The sequence below is a fragment of the Labrys sedimenti genome, assembly GCF_034424805.1.
Classification (GTDB): Bacteria; Pseudomonadota; Alphaproteobacteria; order Rhizobiales; family Labraceae; genus Labrys; species Labrys sedimenti.
On sequence record NZ_JAXOUF010000003.1, the window covers coordinates 398,979 to 417,819 of the forward strand.

17 protein-coding genes and 1 riboswitch are annotated in these 18,841 nt (G+C 66.1%); of the genes, 3 read left to right on the plus strand and 14 right to left on the minus strand.

Annotation, left to right across the window (positions count from 1 at the left end):
* Window positions 1-10: 10 nt before the first annotated feature.
* From thiS to U1R88_RS13520, 13 genes are all read right to left on the minus strand, one after another.
* Window positions 11-208, minus strand: coding sequence for a sulfur carrier protein ThiS (thiS, locus tag U1R88_RS13460; RefSeq protein WP_068297652.1), 198 nt, complete (start codon window positions 206-208; stop codon window positions 11-13).
* On the minus strand, window positions 205-1,212 hold the full coding sequence (thiO, locus tag U1R88_RS13465) for a glycine oxidase ThiO (protein WP_322431674.1): 1,008 nt from the start codon (window positions 1,210-1,212) through the stop codon (window positions 205-207). The genes thiS and thiO overlap by 4 nt, the downstream gene beginning before the upstream one ends.
* Complete coding sequence (thiC, locus tag U1R88_RS13470; protein WP_322431675.1) at window positions 1,196-3,037, minus strand: phosphomethylpyrimidine synthase ThiC; 1,842 nt, start codon at window positions 3,035-3,037, stop codon at window positions 1,196-1,198. The genes thiO and thiC overlap by 17 nt, the downstream gene beginning before the upstream one ends.
* Before the next feature lie 102 nt (window positions 3,038-3,139).
* Window positions 3,140-3,247, minus strand: a riboswitch (TPP riboswitch).
* 84 nt (window positions 3,248-3,331) lie between these two features.
* Window positions 3,332-3,637: a hypothetical protein gene (locus U1R88_RS13475; RefSeq protein ID WP_322431676.1), complete on the minus strand. Its 306-nt coding sequence runs from the start codon at window positions 3,635-3,637 to the stop codon at window positions 3,332-3,334.
* Window positions 3,638-3,731: 94 nt separating this feature from the next.
* Entirely contained in the window at window positions 3,732-5,348 is a 1,617-nt protein-coding gene (locus tag U1R88_RS13480) for a GMC family oxidoreductase (RefSeq protein ID WP_322431677.1), read from the minus strand.
* A complete protein-coding gene (locus U1R88_RS13485) occupies window positions 5,345-6,841 on the minus strand; it encodes an FGGY-family carbohydrate kinase (RefSeq protein WP_322431678.1) in 1,497 nt (498 codons plus the stop codon). The genes U1R88_RS13480 and U1R88_RS13485 overlap by 4 nt, the downstream gene beginning before the upstream one ends.
* Entirely contained in the window at window positions 6,838-7,659 is an 822-nt protein-coding gene (locus U1R88_RS13490; protein ID WP_425545421.1) for a class I fructose-bisphosphate aldolase, read from the minus strand. The genes U1R88_RS13485 and U1R88_RS13490 overlap by 4 nt, the downstream gene beginning before the upstream one ends.
* Window positions 7,625-9,400 (minus strand): glycerol-3-phosphate dehydrogenase/oxidase, encoded by a 1,776-nt coding sequence (locus tag U1R88_RS13495; protein WP_322431680.1) that lies wholly within the window; start codon window positions 9,398-9,400, stop codon window positions 7,625-7,627. The genes U1R88_RS13490 and U1R88_RS13495 overlap by 35 nt, the downstream gene beginning before the upstream one ends.
* A gap of 18 nt (window positions 9,401-9,418) precedes the next feature.
* Window positions 9,419-10,414 (minus strand): aldo/keto reductase, encoded by a 996-nt coding sequence (locus U1R88_RS13500; protein ID WP_322431681.1) that lies wholly within the window; start codon window positions 10,412-10,414, stop codon window positions 9,419-9,421.
* Window positions 10,411-11,382, minus strand: coding sequence for a sugar-binding transcriptional regulator (locus U1R88_RS13505; protein ID WP_322431682.1), 972 nt, complete (start codon window positions 11,380-11,382; stop codon window positions 10,411-10,413). Before U1R88_RS13505 ends, U1R88_RS13500 begins: the two co-directional genes overlap by 4 nt.
* Window positions 11,383-11,392: 10 nt before the next feature.
* Window positions 11,393-12,415: an ABC transporter permease gene (locus tag U1R88_RS13510; RefSeq protein WP_322431937.1), complete on the minus strand. Its 1,023-nt coding sequence runs from the start codon at window positions 12,413-12,415 to the stop codon at window positions 11,393-11,395.
* Window positions 12,416-12,420: 5 nt separating this feature from the next.
* The gene (locus U1R88_RS13515) at window positions 12,421-13,941 is read right to left on the minus strand and encodes a sugar ABC transporter ATP-binding protein (RefSeq protein WP_322431683.1); all 1,521 of its coding nucleotides are present in this window, start codon (window positions 13,939-13,941) and stop codon (window positions 12,421-12,423) included.
* Between the two features lie 128 nt (window positions 13,942-14,069).
* Window positions 14,070-14,981, minus strand: coding sequence for a substrate-binding domain-containing protein (locus tag U1R88_RS13520; RefSeq protein WP_425545434.1), 912 nt, complete (start codon window positions 14,979-14,981; stop codon window positions 14,070-14,072).
* 504 nt (window positions 14,982-15,485) lie between these two features.
* Between U1R88_RS13520 and U1R88_RS13525 the strand changes: the two genes are divergently transcribed.
* Window positions 15,486-16,829, plus strand: coding sequence for an acetyl-CoA hydrolase/transferase family protein (locus U1R88_RS13525; protein WP_322431685.1), 1,344 nt, complete (start codon window positions 15,486-15,488; stop codon window positions 16,827-16,829).
* A 153-nt stretch (window positions 16,830-16,982) separates the two neighbouring features.
* A complete protein-coding gene (locus tag U1R88_RS13530; protein WP_322431686.1) occupies window positions 16,983-17,447 on the plus strand; it encodes a YbaK/EbsC family protein in 465 nt (154 codons plus the stop codon).
* 49 nt (window positions 17,448-17,496) lie between these two features.
* Here U1R88_RS13530 and U1R88_RS13535 read toward each other — a convergent pair whose 3' ends face one another.
* Entirely contained in the window at window positions 17,497-17,904 is a 408-nt protein-coding gene (locus U1R88_RS13535; protein ID WP_322431687.1) for a DUF2000 family protein, read from the minus strand.
* A 2-nt stretch (window positions 17,905-17,906) separates the two neighbouring features.
* On the opposite strand from U1R88_RS13535, the gene U1R88_RS13540 reads away from it, so the two are divergent.
* Window positions 17,907-18,815, plus strand: a complete 909-nt coding sequence (locus U1R88_RS13540; RefSeq protein ID WP_322431688.1) for a helix-turn-helix domain-containing protein — start codon at window positions 17,907-17,909, stop codon at window positions 18,813-18,815.
* The last annotated feature ends 26 nt before the right edge of the window (window positions 18,816-18,841 follow it).

Here is an 18,841-nt window from a genome sequence, read left to right on the forward strand (position 1 = left end):
CCGCGCTCCGTCATCCCCCCTGCCGGGGGGCGAGAATCTCGACGGCATCGCCGTCCTTGAGAGCCGTCCGGTCGCGATCGACGGCCCGCACGAAACGCCCGTTGATCGCGGTGGCCACCACGCTGTCGCCGAGTTCGAGCGCTTCGAGCAGGTGTGCCAGGGTGGCGGCCTCGGTTTGCTGGCGCTCGCCGTTGATGATGAGGGTCATGCGTAAACTCCTTGCTGGGCTGTCCGCACGGGCAGGATCCGGTCGGCTGCTTCCTGGGCCAGGGCCGGCGAGAGCAGGAAGCCGTGGCGGAACAGGCCGTTGAGCGAGATGACGCGCCCGACCACGGTGAGGCGCGGCAGATTGTCGGGAAAGGCGGGGCGCAGCCCGGCTTCGAGTTCGAGGATCTCGGCCTCCCCGAAGGCCGGATGCAGGCTGAACGCCGCCGCCATCAGCTCCATGGTCGAGCGCAAGGTCGGCGGCCCGTCATGCTCGCTCTCGATCATAGTGGCGCCGATCATGAAGCGATGGTCGGCGCGCGGCACGATATAGAGCGGAAAGCGTGGGTGCAGGAAACGCACGGGCCGGGACAGGGTGATGCTCGGGGCGTGAACCAGGATGGCCTCGCCCCGGACACCGCGCAGATCCGGCAGCTCGCTGCGTGCGGCAAAGCCGCGGCAGTCGATCACGGCGTCCGTATCGACGGCGTGCGGCTCGGCCTCGGTTCCGAAGCGGATTTTCACGCCGAGTTGTGCGAGGCGTCCCGCGAGCACCTGCAGCGCCCGTCTCGGGTCGAGATGGGCCTCGCGCGGGAAGAACAGGCCCTGCGGGAAGCGGCCCGCAAGGTCCGGCTCGAGCGTTGCGATTCCAGGCCCGTCCACCGGGACATGCGCCTGGGTGCGACGGGCGAAACGGGCGATCTCGCTGCCGTCGCGAGCCGGTGCGACCACCAATGTGCCGCGCTGCACGGTTTCCTGCACATGGCGCGGCCACCAGGTGAGCGCGAGTTCGCCGCGCCGCTCGACCTCGATCTCGGCGCTTTCACGCTCGCACCAGGGCGCCAGCATGCCGCCCGCCAGCCAGGAACAGGCCTGGGCACCCAGGACTTCGCTACGCTCCAGGATCTCGACGTCGGCGCCACGGGAAGCGCATTCCATCGCCGTGACGAGGCCGGCGACGCCGGCCCCCACCACGGTGACGCGCTTGACGTCATTCGGCCGGGACATAGAGGGCCCCGCCCTGTTCGAGGAATTCGCGCGATTTCTCCGCCATGCCCTGCCGCGCGGCTTCCTCCATCGCCCGGACCTCGTCACGCAGATCCTGTGTGATCTTCATCGAGCAGAATTTCGGCCCGCACATCGAGCAGAAATGCGCGACCTTGTGCACGTCCTTGGGCAGCGTCTCGTCGTGATAAGCGCGCGCGGTATCCGGATCGAGGGAGAGGTTGAACTGGTCCTCCCAGCGGAAGTCGAAGCGTGCCTGCGACAGGGCGTCGTCACGAATCTTGGCGGCCGGATGGCCCTTGGCGAGATCGGCGGCATGGGCGGCGATGCGATAGGTGATCACGCCGGTCTTGACGTCGTCGCGGTTGGGCAGACCGAGATGCTCCTTCGGCGTGACGTAGCAGAGCATGGCCGTGCCGAACCAGCCGATCATTGCCGCACCGATGCCGGAGGTGATGTGGTCGTAGCCCGGCGCGATGTCGGTCGTCAGCGGCCCGAGCGTGTAGAAGGGTGCTTCGCCGCAGGCGGCGAGCTGCTTGTCCATATTCTGCTTGATCTTGTGCATGGGCACATGACCAGGACCCTCGATCATCACCTGGCAGCCCCGATCCCACGCGATCTTGGTCAGTTCGCCCAGCGTCTCCAGCTCGGCGAACTGCGCGGCGTCGTTGGCATCGGCGATCGAGCCGGGGCGCAGGCCGTCGCCGAGCGAGAAGGAGACGTCATAGCGGCGCATGATGTCGCAGATGTCGCCGAAATGCTCATAGAGGAAGCTCTCGCGATGGCCGGCCAGGCACCAGCGCGCCATGATCGAGCCGCCGCGCGAGACGATGCCGGTGACGCGGCTGGCGGTGAGCGGCACATGGGCGAGGCGAACGCCGGCATGGATGGTGAAATAGTCAACGCCCTGCTCGGCCTGCTCGATCAGCGTGTCCTTGAACACCTCCCAGTCGAGCTTGAGCGGGTCGCCGTCGACCTTCTCCAGCGCCTGGTAGATCGGCACCGTGCCGATCGGCACCGGCGAATTGCGCAGGATCCAGGAGCGGATGTTGTGGATGTTGCGCCCGGTGGAGAGGTCCATCACTGTGTCGGCGCCCCAGCGCGTGGCCCAGACCAGCTTCTCCACCTCCTCGGCCGCACCCGATGTGACGGCGGAATTGCCGATATTGGCGTTGACCTTCACCAGGAAGTTGCGGCCAATCACCATCGGCTCGAGCTCGAGATGGTTGATGTTGGCGGGCAGGATGGCCCGGCCCAGGGCGATCTCGTCGCGCACGAATTCCGGCGTGACGAATTCAGGAATGGCCGCGCCGAAATCCTCACCGTCGGCCCGGCGCTCGGCTGCGCCTTCGAGGGCTTTCTCACGGGCGAGATTCTCGCGGAAGGCGGCGTAGACCATCTCTTCGGTGACGATGCCGGCCCTGGCGAATTCATATTGTGTGACGAGTTGGCCGTCGGCGCCGCGGCGCAGCTTGCGTGTCGCCGGGCACGGCGCCACCAACCTGTCGGCGGAGACATTGCCGTTGTCCTCCGGCTTGACGATCCGGCCTTCGATCGCGCCGAAGCGGCGTGCGGCGATCCAGTCCTCGCGCAGGGTCGGCAGGCCCTGCTTCAGATCGATGCTGGCGCCATCCTCGGTATAGGGGCCGGAGGGATCGTAGACGCGGATAGGGGCGAGCGAGGCGTCGCTCAGCGCGATCTCGCGGAAGGGCACCCGCATCGCAGGGTGCGAAGCGGGAGCCGCATAGACCTTGCGGGAGCCGGCGATCGGACCGGTGGTCACGCTTTGCGGCGCGGCGATTTTGGTCTTTGGGGTTTGGACGTTCATGGATCTCCTCCTCATTGCGAGTCATGGAGATCCGGGGCGACGATTGTCTGGGCCGAACCGGCATCGCAGCCAGCTTCGGGGGCTTCAAGCCAAAGAATACAGCCAAAGCCCTGTTCCCGTCCCTTCGCCGGCATGACCCGGATCAGGTTCGAAGGGTTCGGCTCTAGGCCATCTCAGCCCTGCTTGCGCAGGACACCCCTCGGAACGATTCCAAGGTTAGACCCGGAATCGGCCTGCGTCCAGAGGGAAGGATTGTCGCATTGTCTTGGAAGGAGAGAGGCTGTGGCTTCTGTGCTACGGGCGCTTGCCCTGCTCACGCACGAATTCGATGCAGCGATCGAGGTGGTCGCGAAGTCGAATGGCCGTGTCGAGATCGAAATTCATGTAATTGGTTGGCGACCCTTCGGCGCCAGCATATCCGTCCGGCTTCATGGAGAGGCCAATGACCAGCGACCTGTCATCCAGCGTTTTCTTGACGCGCCATTCCAGGAATGAATGTGCGTAATTGCCATGCTCCTGCGGCGTACTGAAGACTACCGACCCAAGGAGGGTATTTAAACTCTTCGAGCCTGACAGCAGACCTTTGAACATCGCCCACATGGCAGCACCATTGGATATCGGATACCGCAATCAAGACGGTGTGCCCATGCCGCTGTCAAGCTGGTCGGTTCTAGTGGCAGGTCATTGTCGCTTCTCACCCCCGCCAGGCCGCAGCGATCATGTCGGAGGCCTTCTCGGCGATCATCACCACGGGCGCATGGGTGTTGCCGGAGACGATGGTCGGCATGACAGAGGCATCGGCGATGCGCAGGCCTGAAATACCGCGCAGGCGCAGCTGAGGGTCGACCACCGCCGCCGCGTCGGTGCCCATCCGGGCCGTGCCGACAGGGTGGAAGATGGTTGTGGCGATGTCGCCGGCGGCCTTTGCCAGATCATCCGCCGACTGGATCGCTGGCCCTGGCTTCAGTTCTTCCGGCCTGAAGGCCTGCATGCGTTGGGTCGCCATCAGGCGGCGGGCCGCGCGGATCGAATCGGCCGCGACCACACGGTCGCCTTCCGTGGAGAGGTAGTTCGGCGCGATTTCCGGATGGGTCCGGACATCCGGCGAGACGATGCGGACATGGCCGCGCGCTTCCGGCCGGAGATTGCAGACGGAGACGGTGATGGCCGGGAAGGGATGCAGCGGCGAGCCGAAAGCGTCGAGCGACAGGGGCTGGACGTGGAACTCGATATTGGCGTCGGCAAAGCGCGGATCCGATTTCATGAAGATGCCGAGCTGGCTCGGCGCCATCGCCATCGGTCCCGAACGCTTGAGCGCATAGGTGAGGGCGATCTCAGCCTTGCCCAGCAGCGAGGCCTGCCACTCGTTGAGGGTGCGCGCGCCGCTGATCTTGAAGATGGTGCGGATCTGCAGATGGTCCTGCAGGTTCTCGCCGACCCCCGACGCGTCGAGCACGAGCGGGATGCCGTGCCTGGCCAGGAGCGCTGCCGGCCCGATGCCGGACAGCTGCAGGAGCTGAGGCGTGCCGATGGCGCCGGCCGTCAGCACCAGCTCGCGCTTGACCGAGACTCGGGCCGGCTTGCCGTCCAGGCTCAATTCGAGGCCTTCGGTGCGTCCGCCGGCAACGCGGATCCGCTCGGCCATCGCCCCCGTGAGAATGGTGAGGTTCTTGCGCTGCTTGATGGGATTTATGAAGGCCCTGACGGCGTTGAAGCGAAAGCCGGCCTTCTGGTTGACCTCGAAATAGGCCGAACCGGTGTTGTCGCCGGCATTGAAGTCGTCGATCTGGGGCACGCCGAGTTCCTCGGCCGCCTCGCGCACCGAGTCCAGAATGGGCCAGGACAGGCGCTGGCGCTCGACACGCAGTTCGCCATTCGCGCCATGGAGGGGCGTGCTTCCGGCATGGTGGTTTTCCGAGCGCCGGAACAGCGGCAGCACGTCGTCCCAGCCCCAGCCTGTATTGCCGAGCTGCTGCCATTGGTCATAGTCGGCGGCCTGGCCGCGCATATAGATCATGCCGTTGATGGAGGAGCAGCCCCCCATTACCCGGCCGCGCGGATAAGCGAGCGAGCGCCCGTTCAGGCCCGGCTCGGCCACGGTCCGGTAGCCCCAGTCGGTGCGCGGATTGCCCATGCAATAGAGATAGCCGACCGGAATGTGGATCCAGTGATAGCGGTCCGAGCCGCCGGCTTCGAGCAGCAGCACCCTGGCGTTGGGATCGGCGGAGAGCCGGTTGGCCAGTACGCAGCCGCCGGAGCCGGCGCCAACGACGACATAGTCGTAGGCACCGAGATCGATACGTTCGCTCATGCACCCTCGCGGTAGCGTTTCCAGTGATCGGGCATAGCATCCGCGAGGCCGCAATAGAGGCGATAGCGCGCCTCCAGGAGGCCCCTGTCCTGGGTACGGGGCTGGTATTGCGCGGCCTGGCGCACCATGGCGGCGATGCCGTCATCGAGCGTTGCAAAGGAGCCGGCCGCGACGCCCGCCGCGATCGCCGCGCCCAGCGCACCGGTCTCCTGGCACTCGGCCACGGTGACGGGCAGATCGAGGATATCGGCGAACATCTGGCACCAGACCGGGCTGCGCGAGCCGCCGCCGGACAGCGCGGCACGCGTGATCTCGGCGCCGGCGCGGCGCAGGCGCTCGATATGACGGCGATGTTCGAAGACCACGCCCTCATAGAGCGCATGCAGCATCTCCGCCTTGCCGTGCCAGCCGGCGAGGCCGATGAAGGCGCCGCGCGCGTCGGGATGGGTGGAGGCGCCGAACAGGAAGGGCAGGAACAGCGGCAATTCCGGATGGGGCGCGACCGAAGCCACCAGCTCATTGCAGGCCTCGAACGCGGCGGGGCCATGCCCGCCGCCGAATTCGCGCACGAACCATTCGAGATTGACCGCCGAGGTGGCGCTGGATTCGACGGCGACATAGCGATCCCAGCGCCAGGTCGAGGCGTGGAACACGCTCTCATCGGCCAGCGGCGTTTCGCGCACCACCTGGTTGATGCTCCAGGTGCCCGCCACGATGGCCGCCTCGCCGGGCGTGTTGACACCGGAGCCGATCATCGAGGCGATGATGTCGAAGAAGCCGGCGGCGACAGGCGTTCCTTCGGCGAGCCCGGTGGCCGCCGCGGCGCTGGCGGTGACGCCGCCGGCCGAAGCCTCGGACTCGACGAGTTCAGGCAGCAGCCCCATGGCATCCGTAAGCCCATAGGCCGCGAGCAGGGCTTCGTCGTAGCGCCGCTCTGGCAGGCGCAGCAGGCCCGCGCCGCTCATGTCCGAAAAATCGGAGACGCGCCTGCCGGTGAGCAGCAACGTCATCGCGTCCTTGCACAGGAAGGCGGTGCCGGCCCGGGCATAGAGGTCGGGCCGGTTCTGCTTGAGCCAGAGCAGCAGCGTTGCCGTCTGGGCCGGCCAGGGCCGCTGCAGGCAGAGCGGATAGAGGGCGTCGGCGACAGGCGAGGCGCGCAGCCCAGCAGCGAGCTCGGCCGCCCGGTTGTCGATCGACTGGATGCCGATCAGCGGCTGGTCGTGCCGGTCGAGCACATAGAGGCCGTTGCCGTGGCCGGCCGTGCCGATGCCGATGACTTGCCCGCCTTCGACGCCGGCCTCGTCCAGGCAGCGCCGGATCACCGTGGCGGCATTGACCCAGAGTTCGGCGATGTCGCGCTCGACATAGCCGGGCCGGGGCTGGCGGGATTGGCCGTCGAGCGCAGCCCGCACCAGGACCCGTCCGTCGAGATCGAACAGGACGGCCTTGACCACGGTATTGCCGGCGTCGATGCCGAGGAGATAGTGGCTCACGCTGCAGCCTCGTAGATGGCCCAGGCCTCGCCGTCGTCGGCGCCCTGATGGATCATCGCCATCAGCGCCTTGACCACGCGGGCGGGATTGTCGTGCTGGTAGATGTTGCGGCCATAGACCATGCCATGCGCGCCCTGGCGCATCAAAGCGTGGGAATTGGCGAAGACCTGGCGCAGGTCCGCCTTGCCGCCGCCGCGCACCAGCACGGGGCAGCGGGCGGCCTCGACCACGCGATGGAAGTCGGCGGGGTCGCTGGTCGGGTCGGCCTTGACGATATCGGCGCCGAGCTCGCGGGCAAGGCGCACCAGCGTCACGATCTTTTCCGCGTCGCCATCGACGAGATAGCCGCCGCGCTCGCTGGCCGGCTGCATCACTAGCGGCTCGATCATCAGCGGCATGCCGTATTTTTCGCAGTCCTGCGCCACCCGCGAAATGTTTTCGATGCATTGCCGGAACAGGCCCGGCTCGTCCGGCAGCATGAAGAGATTGACCACCACGCAGGCCGCATCCATGCGCAGTGCCGGGGCGATGGGATCCTGCGCGTTCTGCAAGAGGGCCCACATCTCGCGATGGCGCTGGCGGTTGTAGGGATTGCCCATGTCGATGCGCATCACCAGGGCCGGCTTGTGCTTGCCCGGTATCTCTTGCAGCAGGTCGGCCTGGCCGTAATTCATCTGGATGGCATCGGGGCCGGCATCGGCCAGCATGCGCACGACCTTGCCCATGTCCTCCAGACCGTCGAGGAAGGAGGGTTCGTTGCACACGCCATGGTCGATGGCGACGTCAAGACATTTGCCGGCGCCGAACAGGCGGTTCATCCGGACTTTCTTGGTGAGATACATGGGGCTTCCCTGTGGTGTTGCGGGCCGCGAGCGTTGCCGCTGCGAGGCCGTGAAAGTGATCGAGATAAGTGAGCAGCCGGTCGATCTCGTCCTGCGTGCGGGCCTCGCTCCAGCCGAGGGCGGCCGCCGCCAGCGCGGCGAGTTCCTGGATGGCATCGAGCGACAGCCCGCCGCTGAAGGCGATGGTCATGCGCCGGAGCACCAGGTCGGCCAAAGTGGCGACCTGACCGTTCGAGAGGATCCAACGGACTTCGTCGCGGCTGTAATCAGGCAGGCTGGCGAGGCTGATATCATCGGCGCCCGGCGTGAAATCGAGCATCCGCGTGCCGTAGCGTTCGAGCAGGGTGGCGCAGCGCTCTTCCGAAGCCCCGGTCGAGATGGCGGCGCGGCGCAGCCAGTTCCGGCGTTCGGCTTCGCTTCGCGGAAAGTCCTTGCCGCCGCCGATCGCGAGGGCCTCGCTCGAGCGTGTGCGATCGATCCCCAGGCGGGTCAGCACCGTATCGGCGGCCTGGGCACCGAAGGCACGGAAGGTCGTCCACTTGCCGCCGACGAGGTTGAGGACGGGAATTGGTCCCGGAGGCGTCGACCATTCGCAGCTGTGGTCGCGCGAGATCTCGGCATTCACATTCGCATCGGCCCGGGGCAAGGGGCGCACGCCGGCGAAGCGGAACAGTATATCGGCTTCCGACAGGGCGATGCCGGGAAGGACTTCTCGGATCGATTCCAGGATATAGGCGGTTTCGCTGGCCTCGCAGCGCACGCCGTCGGGCGTTTCGACGCGGATGTCGGTCGATCCGGCGAGGATATGGCCGAAATGGGCGAACAGGATGCACACGCGCCCCTCGCGGTTGGCGAAATAGACCATGCGCTCGCCGATGGCCTCGAGGAGGGCGGGGCTGTCGAGGATGAGATGCGACCCCTTGGTTCCGCCGATCAGCGTGGTCTGCTTCCCTGAGATCAGGGCGTTGGTCTGGTCGATCCAGGCCCCGCTGGCATTGACGACGACATCGGCGGCCAAGGGGATGCGCTCTCCGGTCAGGCTGTCGGTGAGCTCGGCGATCGTGCCATCCAGGCTGGTGAGGCCGAGATGGTTGAGCGCGAACGCCCCGGGAGAGGTCGCCTCGGCATCGGCGATCAATTCGAGGCCGAGCTGCTCCGGCCGGCTGATCTTGGCGTCGTGATAGAGGGCGGCATAGTTGATGTCGGCATGGAAGTCGGGCCAGTTCAGGCGGGTGGCACGGCGGCCGAAAAAACGGCTCTGCGGCAATTGGCGCTCGCGGCGGGCGTAGAAATCATAGAGGGCAAGCCCCAGCCGCACGATCAGGGCGCCGCGCGGTCCCGGCTTCGGCCGCCCGCCGAAAAACCGGCGCGCCGCCGACAACATGCCGGAGAAACGATCGCCCAGCGGGATCAGGGTCGGCAGGGCGCTGACATAATGCGGCGCGTTGCGCAGCAGGCGGTTGCGCTCCAACAGGGACTCTTTCACCAGTCCGAATTCGCCATTCTCCAGGTAGCGCAGCCCGCCATGGATCATGCGGGACGGCGCCGCGCTGGCCCCGCTCATGAAATCCCCGCGTTCGACGAGCACGGTGTCGATCCCCTGCAAAGCGAGCTCGCGAAAGGTGCTGATGCCGTTGATGCCGCCGCCGACGACAAGGACTGTCGTGCGGCCCTTTGCGCGCAGCTTGTCGAGCCGTTCCGCCCGGGAGAGCGTCATACCCGCAACTCCACCCTGTCAGGCCGTAACGGCGGCAAGATGGGCCGCGATGGCGCGATCGATGGCGGCGATGTCATCGGCCGACAGAGCGAGGCGCCCGGCGGCGGCATTCTCGCTGGCCTGCTTGTCGTCGCGTGCGCCGCAAAGGGCATAGGTTATGCCGGGCTGCGCGATGGTCCAGGCGATCACGAGCTGGGCGACCGTCGCGCCGTGGGCCGAGGCGATCGGGCTCACCGCCGCGACGAAATCGGCGACGCGGGCGCGATTGTCGCGCGAGAAGCGGGGATTGTCCTTGCGCAGGTCGTCGCCGGCGAAATCGCGCTCCGGCCCGATCTTGCCGGTAAGCAGGCCCAGCGCCAGGGAGGAATAGCTGAGCGTGGAAACGCCGTTGGCCGTGCTGACAGGCAGGAGGCTGGCCTCGATCTCCCGGTCCAGCATGGAGTAGCGTTCCTGGACGGCGTCGACGGGCCCGACGGCGAGATAGGCGTTGAGGTCATCGGCGGTGACGTTGCTGACGCCGATAGCCCGGATCCGCCCGGCTTGCTTGAGCTCCAGCAGCGTCTCCATGGTCTCGGCCACGGGGGTGGTCGGATCCTGCCAATGGGTGATGTAGAGATCGACATAATCGGTCTGCAGGCGTTCGAGGCTCTGCTCGAGCTCGTGCAGGATGCCGTCGCGGCCGAGATAGCGATGTACCTTGTGGTCCATCTCGTCGAAGAAATGGTTGCCCTTGCCGTGATGCCAGTTGAGCCCGCATTTGGTGGCGATCACCACCTCCTGGCGGCGCCCCTTGACGGCTTGCCCCACCAGTGCCTCGGCGCGGCCGAGGCCGTAGGCCGGAGCGGTGTCGATCAGCGTGATACCCTTGTCGAGGGAGGTGCGGATGGCTGATATCGAGGCCTCGTCGTCATGGCCGCCCCACATCCAGCCGCCCATGGCCCAGGTGCCGAGCGCGATAGCGCTGGCCGCGATGTCGGAATGGCCCAGTTTGCGCAGGGGGATCGGAGGGGTCATGTCGGCCTCTTGAGAATGTCGAGAACGTGGGTACCGGTGGCCTCGTCGGTGGCCAGGATGTCGAGATAGCCGCCGCGCAGGATGCCGGCGATCGGCGCGGCCTTGTGGGCGCCGGCGGCGATGCCGATGGTCATCGGGATCGCCCGCAGTTCCTCGGGGCTCAGCGCGACGACGCGTTCGTTGAGTGGGTCGTCGCAGAGATGGCCGTCGGCGTCGATCAGATGGGCGATCAGCTCCCCGGCCGCCCGGCTCTGCCGGAGCCCGTCGAGCCCGCCGGCGCCCGGGGCATGCAGGCTGAAATAGGTCGAGGTTTCCGACAGCACCGAGCCGATGCCGACCAGAGCGATGCGCGCGCCGCGCGCCCGGTCCAGCACCTCGCCGACCGATTGCAGCGACATCAGCACGTCCCGCTCAGTGCGCGAGGCGGCGAAGATCGGCGCATGGATCTGGAAGGCGCGTCCCTGCAGCTTGGAGGCGAGCTGGGCGGCGAGGTGGTTGACGTCGACGAAATGCTTGCCCTGCACGCCGCCGGTCGCCGGCACCACGGTGACATCATAGGCGCGGGTGGGCGCCAGGGCCTCGATGACGGCGCTGACGCCGACCCCGCCGGAGACGCAGATGGTGTCGCCGTCCCGGAGCACGGTGAGGATATGGTCGGCGACCGAACGCCCGGCGGCCTGGAGGTTGACGCTGTCCTGGTCGGAGGCGGTGGGCACCACCATCGCCTCGGCGAGGCCGCTCTCCCTGGCCAGGGCCTGTTCGAGCTCGAACAGGTCCTGGCGCGGCGACTTCACCTCGATCCTGACATAGCCGCGCTCATGCCCTTCCTTGACGAGGCGGTTGACCATCGGATGGGACAGGCCGGTGCGCTTGGCGATCTCCGCCTGCGAAAGGCCCTCGATGTAATGCATGACCAATACCCGATGGATGCGGCGGAGCCGCTGGTCGCCTTCGTTGTCTTTTGCCACGGTGCTTGTCCTATGCCTTACGAGTCAGAGCCTGCTTGCGCTTATGTAGCAGGTGATCGAAGGCGACGGCGGCAAACAGGATCAGGCCGCGGATGGTGTCCTGCCAGTAGGGCGAGACGTCGAGCAGGATCAGCGAGCTCGACACCACGGACAGCAGCGCCATGCCGAGGATGGCGCCGAGGATGGTGCCCGAGCCGCCATTGAGGCTGGCCCCGCCGATCACGGCGGCGGCGATGATATTGAGCTCCATGCCGACGCCGAAGGTCGGCGTCGCCGCGCCGAAGCGGGCCATGTAGATGATGCCGGCGACACCGGCCAGGGTCGAGCAGAGCACGATGCAGAAGAACTTCACCCGTGCCGTGCGGATACCCGAATAGGCGGCGGCCCGTTCGTTGGAGCCGGTATAGAACACGCGGCGGAACAAAGTGGCCTTGCGCAGCAGAAGATCGAAGGTGACGACCACGGCGAGGAAGATGAGGATCACCACGGGCACACCGTAGACCGAGCCCTGGCCGATGAACTTAAAGCTCGGCGGCAGGGAGAACAGCGACAACGGCGTGCCGCCGGTGATCGCCAGGCAAAGGCCCCGCACGATCACCATGAAGGCGAGCGAGACGATGAAGGAATGCAGGCCGATGCGCGTCACCGCCAGCGCCATGGCGGCGCCGATGGCGGAGCAGGCAAGGATGGCCATGGCGCTGGCGAGCCAGGGATCGACGCCCGCCAGGAAGAGCCAGCCACCGATCACCATGGCGAAGCAGACGACGGAGCCGACAGAAAGATCGATGGCGCCCACGATCAGCAGGATGGTCATGCCGACCACCACGATGCCTTCGACGGCAAAGGACATCGTCATGGCGCGCAGATTGGTCCAGGTCAGGAAATAGGGCGAGGCGAAGGACATCACCACGCACAGGGCCAGGATGATCAGTACGAGGCCGAGCTCGCGCATATTGCCGAGGCCGCGCAGCCAGTTCAGACGCGCATGCGACGGCGCTTCGGGATGCTTCTGGTTCACTGATGTCTCACCCATCACGCTCATGCCGCCCTCCCGGCGTCTTTGCTCAATCCGGAGGCGAGGCGGATCAGCCTGTCCTCGGTCATGTCGGTTCCCGTGACCTCGCCGGCGATCCCGCCCTCGTGGATGACGAGGACGCGGTCGGCGAGGCCGATCAGCTCGGGCAGTTCGGACGAGATCACCACTATGCCGGTGCCCTGATCCGCCAGCTCGCGCAGGATGCGGTGGATCTCCGCCTTGGCGCCGACATCGACGCCGCGGGTCGGCTCGTCGAGCAGGATGACCTTCGGCGCCACCGACAGCATCTTGGCGATGGCGACCTTCTGCTGGTTGCCGCCCGACAGCGTGGCGACCGCATCGTTGAGCGAGCCGCGGCGCAGGCGCAGGAGATCGCCGAGGCGCCGAGCCTGCTCCAGTTCGGCAGAGCGGTTGACGAAGCCCAGGCGCGTGGAGACGCGGCCAAGGTCGAGGGCCGAGACATTCGCCGCGATCGGCAGGTCGAGGAAAACGCCCGATCCCTTGCGATCCTCCGAGAGATAGACGATGCCGCTGGCGATGCTGTCGGCATAGGTCGCGGGCGTCACCTCGCGTCCCTCGAGCCGGACCCTGCCGCCGCTGCGGGGCATCAGGCCGCAAATGCCGAGGGCCATTTCCGTGCGCCCGGCGCCGATCAGCCCGGCGACGCCCAGCACCTCGCCACGCCGGAGCTCGAAGGAGATATCCTTGAAGCGCACGCCGTCGCTGAGGCCCTCCACCGCCATCAAGGCGGGCGCTTGGGCGCTTTGTGGGTTCTTCGGCGGATAGAGCGTGCCCAGCGCCCGGCCGACCATCTTGCCGACGACGCTTTCGGGCGTCATGGCGGCGATGTCGTCGGTGGAGACATGCTGGCCGTCGCGCAGCACCGTGATGCGGTCGCAATGGGCGAAGATCTCCGCCATGCGGTGGCTGATATAGATGATGGAGATGCCGCGCGCCTTGAGGCCGGCCATGATGGCGAAGAGCTTGCCGGCTTCGCGCTCCGTCAGCGCGGCGGTCGGCTCGTCGAGGATGAGGATCGAGCAGTCGAGGGTGAGCGCCTTGGCGATCTCGACGATCTGCTGCTCGGAAATGGTGAGGTCGCCGACCAGGCTGTCAGGATCGATGCTGCCGAGTTCGGCCAGGATGGCGCGGGCCTTTTCACGCAGTTCGCCATAATTCATGAAGAAGGCCTGGCGGCGGTTGGTCGCGGCCATGAAGATGTTCTCGGCCACCGAGATGCCGCCGCACAAAGCGATTTCCTGGTGTACGAGGCCGATGCCGAGTTCCTGCGCCCGTGCCGGCGAGCCGATCTCGACCTTTTCGCCGCGGATGCGGATTTCGCCGGCATCGGGCCTGACGATACCGTCGATGATGTTCATCAGGGTGGACTTGCCCGCGCCGTTCTCGCCGGCGAGGGCATGGATCTCGCCCTTGCGGACGCCGAGGCTGACATTGCGCAGGGCCTGGATCGCTCCATAGGCCTTGCTGATGCCTGTCACTTCGAGGGCGAGATCATGGGTCATGGCGGTCTTCGTCTTGGGTGAGGGGTAGGGGGCTGACGTCTGGATAGGGGAACGCAACCCCTCATCCGGAATTCAAACCCGCCTGGGAACACTGCGCTTAAAGGCGGGTCCGAAGACCCGTCCCCCGATTATTCCTCGATGCCCTTGGTGCCGCGACGCTTGAGGTAGGCGTCCCAGTAGAAGTCGTCGGCATTGTCCTTGCTGACCACGGCAAAGCCATTGTCGACGAAGGGGACGCCCATCGGGTTGTAGCCGGCGCGCTTCCAGTCGTTCATCGGGTCGATCAGGTCGGGATGCTGGGCCATGAACAACAGCATGAAGCCCATATAGCCCTGGATGCCTTGGTTGGGATTGACCGAACCGAAGACCTGGCCGGCCTTGATCATGTCGAGGATCTTGGCGTTCACGTCGGCGGTCATCACCTTGATCTTGCCGCCGAGTTCCTGGGAGGCCTGGGCTGCGCCGAGCGCCGAATTGGCCTCGGGCATAAACAAAGCGGCGAGATTGGGATTGGCCTGGGCGAGGGACTGCACCGCCTGATAGGCCTTGGTCGGGTCCTGGTTGGTGGCGGCGCGGCCGACCAGCTTCATGCCGGGATATTTCTCGCCCATGCGGGCGATGAAGGCGGCGACGCGCTTGTCGTGGTTGTCCTGGCCGGGATTTTCCAGGACGGCATAGTCGCCCTTGCCGTCCAGCGCCTTGGCGACCATGTCGGCGGCGGCGCTGCCCTCCCGGTTGTTGTCGGACGTGACATAGGAGGCGCGCTTGGAATTGGGCGAGTCGGCCGCGAAGGTCACCACCGAAACGCCGGAGTCGACGGCGCGATTGATCGGCTCGATGAAGGGATCCGAATTCATCGGGTGGACGAGGATGCCTGCCGGTTTCTTGGCCAGGGCCTGGTCGAAGCTCGCGATCTGCTTGGTGACGTCATATTCCGGCGTGCCGGTATAGGCCGTCTTGCAACCCATCGACTGGGCGGCCTGCTTGAAGGCCTCATAGACGGGGAACCAATATTCCACACCCGAGACCATGACGTTCATCACATAGGTCTCGCCTTCCTTGCAGCGGAACTTGCTGTCTGCCTGCGCGCTCGCGCCGGAGACAAAGGCCGCGCTCGCAGCCAGTCCGATGAGCCATTTCCTGATGGGCATCCTCACCTCCCGATGGTGTTCGCCGGGCTGTTTCCCGGTGTTGTCGCTTAATATTGAAATAAATTTCACTATGTGATATTCATTTCAATTGGGGTATAGATGAGATTCTCAGCGGGCGCAATGGTCATTCGTTGGGGGAGGCTTGGTTAGATGAAGGGGCAAACGAGATGGCGAGCCCGACCGGCATGCGCGACATTTGTGTCCCCTCGCCTCGTTCTTACGGGGAGAGGGGCCCCGCGTTGCGTCCTTCCTCGCAGGTTCAGCTCATAGGGACGGAATGCCCCGGCTTCCGGAAACCCATGTCCGACCATCCCCTTTGGTTGACAGGGCTGTGGTCGTCAGGGAAGCTGACGCAAAGGGCGCGAAGCGCCGTCACGACTGGGAGGAAGCGCCATGACCATTGGGCTTCGGGGCAAACAGGCGACGAAGATCACGGCGGCCGAGGCGGCGGCACGGGTCAAGCCGGGCATGTGGCTCGACTACGGATTCGGGCTGACTCAGCCCGATGCCTTCGAGGTGGCCCTCGCCGCCCGACGCGACGAACTCCATGACGTCAAGATCCGCCACTGCCTGACGATGCGCGCGCGCGCCACCCAGGAATGCGACCCCAACGGCGAGCATTTCGGCTGGTTCAACTGGCATTTCTCCGGCTATGACCGCAAGCAGCACGATGCCGGGCGCTGCAACTACATTCCGTTCAATTTCGGTGAGGCGCCGGACTTCTATCGCCGCTTCATCGATCCCGTGGACATTGTCGTGATCAAGACGGCGCCGATGGATGCGGAGGGCTATTTCAACTTCGGCGGCGGCGCCACCTATGTCGAGGCCATCCTCGAGCGAGCTCGCCTGATCATCGTCGAGGTCAACGAGGACACGCCTTCCGTCTATGGCGAGGGCAATCGCGTTCACGTCAGCGCGGTCGACCATATCATCGAGGGCGACGGCCAGAAGGCGCCGGAGATCGGCAATCCCGAGCCGAGCGAGATCGACCGGGCGGTGGCGGCCCGTATCGTCGAGGAAATCGACGACGGCGCCTGCCTGCAGATCGGCATTGGCGGCATGCCCAATGCGGTCTGCACCATCCTCAAGGACAGCGGCATCCAGGATCTCGGCATCCATACCGAGATGATGACCGACGGCATCGTCTCGCTCTACGATGCCGGCCTGGTCACCGGCGCGCGCAAGACCATCGATCGCGGCTGCGCCGCCTTCACCTTCGCGGCCGGCTCACGCCGCCAATATGAGGCGATCAACCGCAACCCGCATTTCAAGTCCTATCCGGTCGACTACACCAATCTGCCGCACAACATCGCCAAGAACGACAATGTCGTCTCGATCAACAACACCACGCAGATGGACCTGCAGGGCCAGGCGGCCTCCGAGAGCGACGGCCATCGTCATATCAGCGGCACCGGCGGCCAGCTCCAGTTCGTGCGCGGTGCCTATGCCTCCAAGGGCGGCAAGTCGTTCCTGTGCATGTCCTCGACCTTCGACAAGCGGGGCGATCGCCGCAGCCGGATCGTGCTCAATCTGACGCCGGGCAATGTGGTCACCACGCCGCGCACCGACGTGATGTATGTCGTCACCGAATACGGCATGGTCAATCTCAAAGGGCGCTCGGTGGCCGAGCGGGCCAAGGCCCTGATCGGCCTCGCTCATCCCGACTTCCGCGAGGGCCTGGAGCGCGAGGCGCGCGAGAACGGCCTGATCCCGCGCTTCTGCTACGGCATGGTGTGAGGTTTTCTTCCTGGGTGCGCGGGCATCTTGCCCGTCAAATCACTGCGTTTCCAAGAGCGGGCAAGATGCCCGCGCACCCGGGAAACACGCTTTGCCATTGGCACCTTTGCCTGCCTGCCCTAACTTGCCGGGCTTTCGGATGAGGACGATTTCATGACGCAAGCCATTGACCGGGTCCGGCAGGCCCTGCTGCGGGCCGGGCATCCCGATACCATCGCCATGTTCGCCGAGGGCACCCATACCGCCGCCGAGGCCGCTGCTTCGGTGGGGTGCAGTGTGGCGCAGATCGCCAAGTCGATCATCTTCCGCTCCGGCGAGACGCCGATCCTGGTGGTCGCGTCCGGCGTCAACCGCATCGATCGCGCCAAGGTCGGTGCTGCCCTCGGCCGCAAGATCGAGCGGGCCGATCCGGCCTGGGTCGAGGCCACCACCGGTTTTGCGGTGGGCGGCGTCGCGCCGGTCGGGCATCTGGCACCGGCTCTCATCCTGATCGACGAGGATCTGCTGGCCCTCGATCCGGTCTGGGCCGCGGCAGGTTCCCCCACGCACGCCTTCCGCACGACACCGGCCGATCTGGTGCGCGTGACCGGCGGTTCGGTGGCCGATGTGAAGGCCTGAGCGTATCAGGCCTCGATGCCAGCGGCTCCGCGATCTGGCCTTGCAGGTCTCAAGGGTGCATTTTTGCACCCTTGACGATCTTGTCGACGACCTTCCGGTCGGCTCTGAGCGCGATGCCTACCACCTTGGCATCTCCGGCAGCGAAATCGGCGAAGACGGCGCGATTGGCGGCGTCGTGGCCGGTCTGGAACATCTCTTCGATATAGAGTGACGTCCTGACGCTCCGATCGAGCGAGCGGCGATGGATGACGCTCATCGTTTCCGCATCGGCGGCCAGCACGATGGCCGGCTGCACCGACAGGGCATTGTAGAAGCGTCCGGCACGGTCGCGATAGGGCTCGCCGATCATGTCGGGTGCCTGGGCGACGATGCCGCTGGTGAGGAAGGCCGTGACGTTGAGCGCCTGCCAGGAGGCAAGATCGTCTCGCAACACGATGGCAAACTTGGTATCGAACATGAATGACGACTTTCGAGCCGGAGTCTTCGAGCGGAACCGCGCCAGCCTTAGGGCGCCAGGCCTTCCAGGGTCTTGAACGTTCGTGCGGCAATGGCATCCGCACCGCGCCGCCGCTGCCCGGCATCGAGCGCATGGAAGCCTGGTTCCAGGGCAATGCCTTCGAGCTGCATCGTCACGACACCTATGCCGTCGGCGTCACCCTCGACGGCGTCCAGAGCTTCCGTTATCGCGGCGTCTCGCGCGCCAGCCTGCCGGGACAGGTGCTGGTGCTGCATCCCGACGAACTGCATGACGGTGGTGCGGGCACCGAGGAAGGGCTGCATTACCGCATCCTCTATCTGGAGCCCTCACTCTTGATGCGGGGTCTCGGCGACGGCGCGGTGTCGTTGCCTTTCCTGCGCCAGCCCGTGTTCAGCGATCCGGCGCTGCGCCAGGACATTCTCGCTTTGCTCGGCCCGCTCGATCGCGGGCTGGAACAGCTCGCCGCCGACGATCTCATCGCTCGCCTGGCCCAAGGGCTCGCCCGCCATGCCGGCCAGCCGCTCAAGCCCCTCGGCAGCCTGGCCTGGCGGCAGGTCGACCGGGTCCGCGATTATCTCGAGGCTCACGCCCTTGAGGCTGTGCGTTCCGAAGAGCTGGAGGAGATCGCGGGTCTTGATCGCTACGCCCTGTCGCGGCATTTCCGGGCGGCCTTCGCCACCAGCCCGCACCGCTTCCTGCTGATGCGGCGCCTAGGGCAGGCCCGTGCCCTGATCGTGGCGGGCGAGCCACTCGCCGAGGTCGCGGCCGCCACTGGCTTTGCCGACCAGAGCCACCTCACCCGCCATTTCAAGAAGGCCTATGGGCTGACGCCGGGGCGCTGGGCCGGCCTGGTCGAGACGGGGCGGCGGTCAGGTCAGGTTGCCGCCTGAGGGCGAACCCAGGCATGCGCGGCGCA

Coding starts and splice junctions, on each gene's coding strand:
- thiS (WP_068297652.1), bottom strand. CDS start 208: ATGACCCTCATCATCAACGGCGAGCGCCAGCAAACCGAGGCCGCCACC.
- thiO (WP_322431674.1), bottom strand. CDS start 1,212: ATGTCCCGGCCGAATGACGTCAAGCGCGTCACCGTGGTGGGGGCCGGC.
- thiC (WP_322431675.1), bottom strand. CDS start 3,037: ATGAACGTCCAAACCCCAAAGACCAAAATCGCCGCGCCGCAAAGCGTG.
- U1R88_RS13475 (WP_322431676.1), bottom strand. CDS start 3,637: ATGTGGGCGATGTTCAAAGGTCTGCTGTCAGGCTCGAAGAGTTTAAAT.
- U1R88_RS13480 (WP_322431677.1), bottom strand. CDS start 5,348: ATGAGCGAACGTATCGATCTCGGTGCCTACGACTATGTCGTCGTTGGC.
- U1R88_RS13490 (WP_425545421.1), bottom strand. CDS start 7,659: ATGAACCGCCTGTTCGGCGCCGGCAAATGTCTTGACGTCGCCATCGAC.
- U1R88_RS13495 (WP_322431680.1), bottom strand. CDS start 9,400: ATGACGCTCTCCCGGGCGGAACGGCTCGACAAGCTGCGCGCAAAGGGC.
- U1R88_RS13500 (WP_322431681.1), bottom strand. CDS start 10,414: ATGACCCCTCCGATCCCCCTGCGCAAACTGGGCCATTCCGACATCGCG.
- U1R88_RS13510 (WP_322431937.1), bottom strand. CDS start 12,415: ATGGGTGAGACATCAGTGAACCAGAAGCATCCCGAAGCGCCGTCGCAT.
- U1R88_RS13515 (WP_322431683.1), bottom strand. CDS start 13,941: ATGACCCATGATCTCGCCCTCGAAGTGACAGGCATCAGCAAGGCCTAT.
- U1R88_RS13520 (WP_425545434.1), bottom strand. CDS start 14,981: ATGAACGTCATGGTCTCGGGTGTGGAATATTGGTTCCCCGTCTATGAG.
- U1R88_RS13525 (WP_322431685.1), top strand. CDS start 15,486: ATGACCATTGGGCTTCGGGGCAAACAGGCGACGAAGATCACGGCGGCC.
- U1R88_RS13530 (WP_322431686.1), top strand. CDS start 16,983: ATGACGCAAGCCATTGACCGGGTCCGGCAGGCCCTGCTGCGGGCCGGG.
- U1R88_RS13535 (WP_322431687.1), bottom strand. CDS start 17,904: ATGTTCGATACCAAGTTTGCCATCGTGTTGCGAGACGATCTTGCCTCC.
- U1R88_RS13540 (WP_322431688.1), top strand. CDS start 17,907: ATGACGACTTTCGAGCCGGAGTCTTCGAGCGGAACCGCGCCAGCCTTA.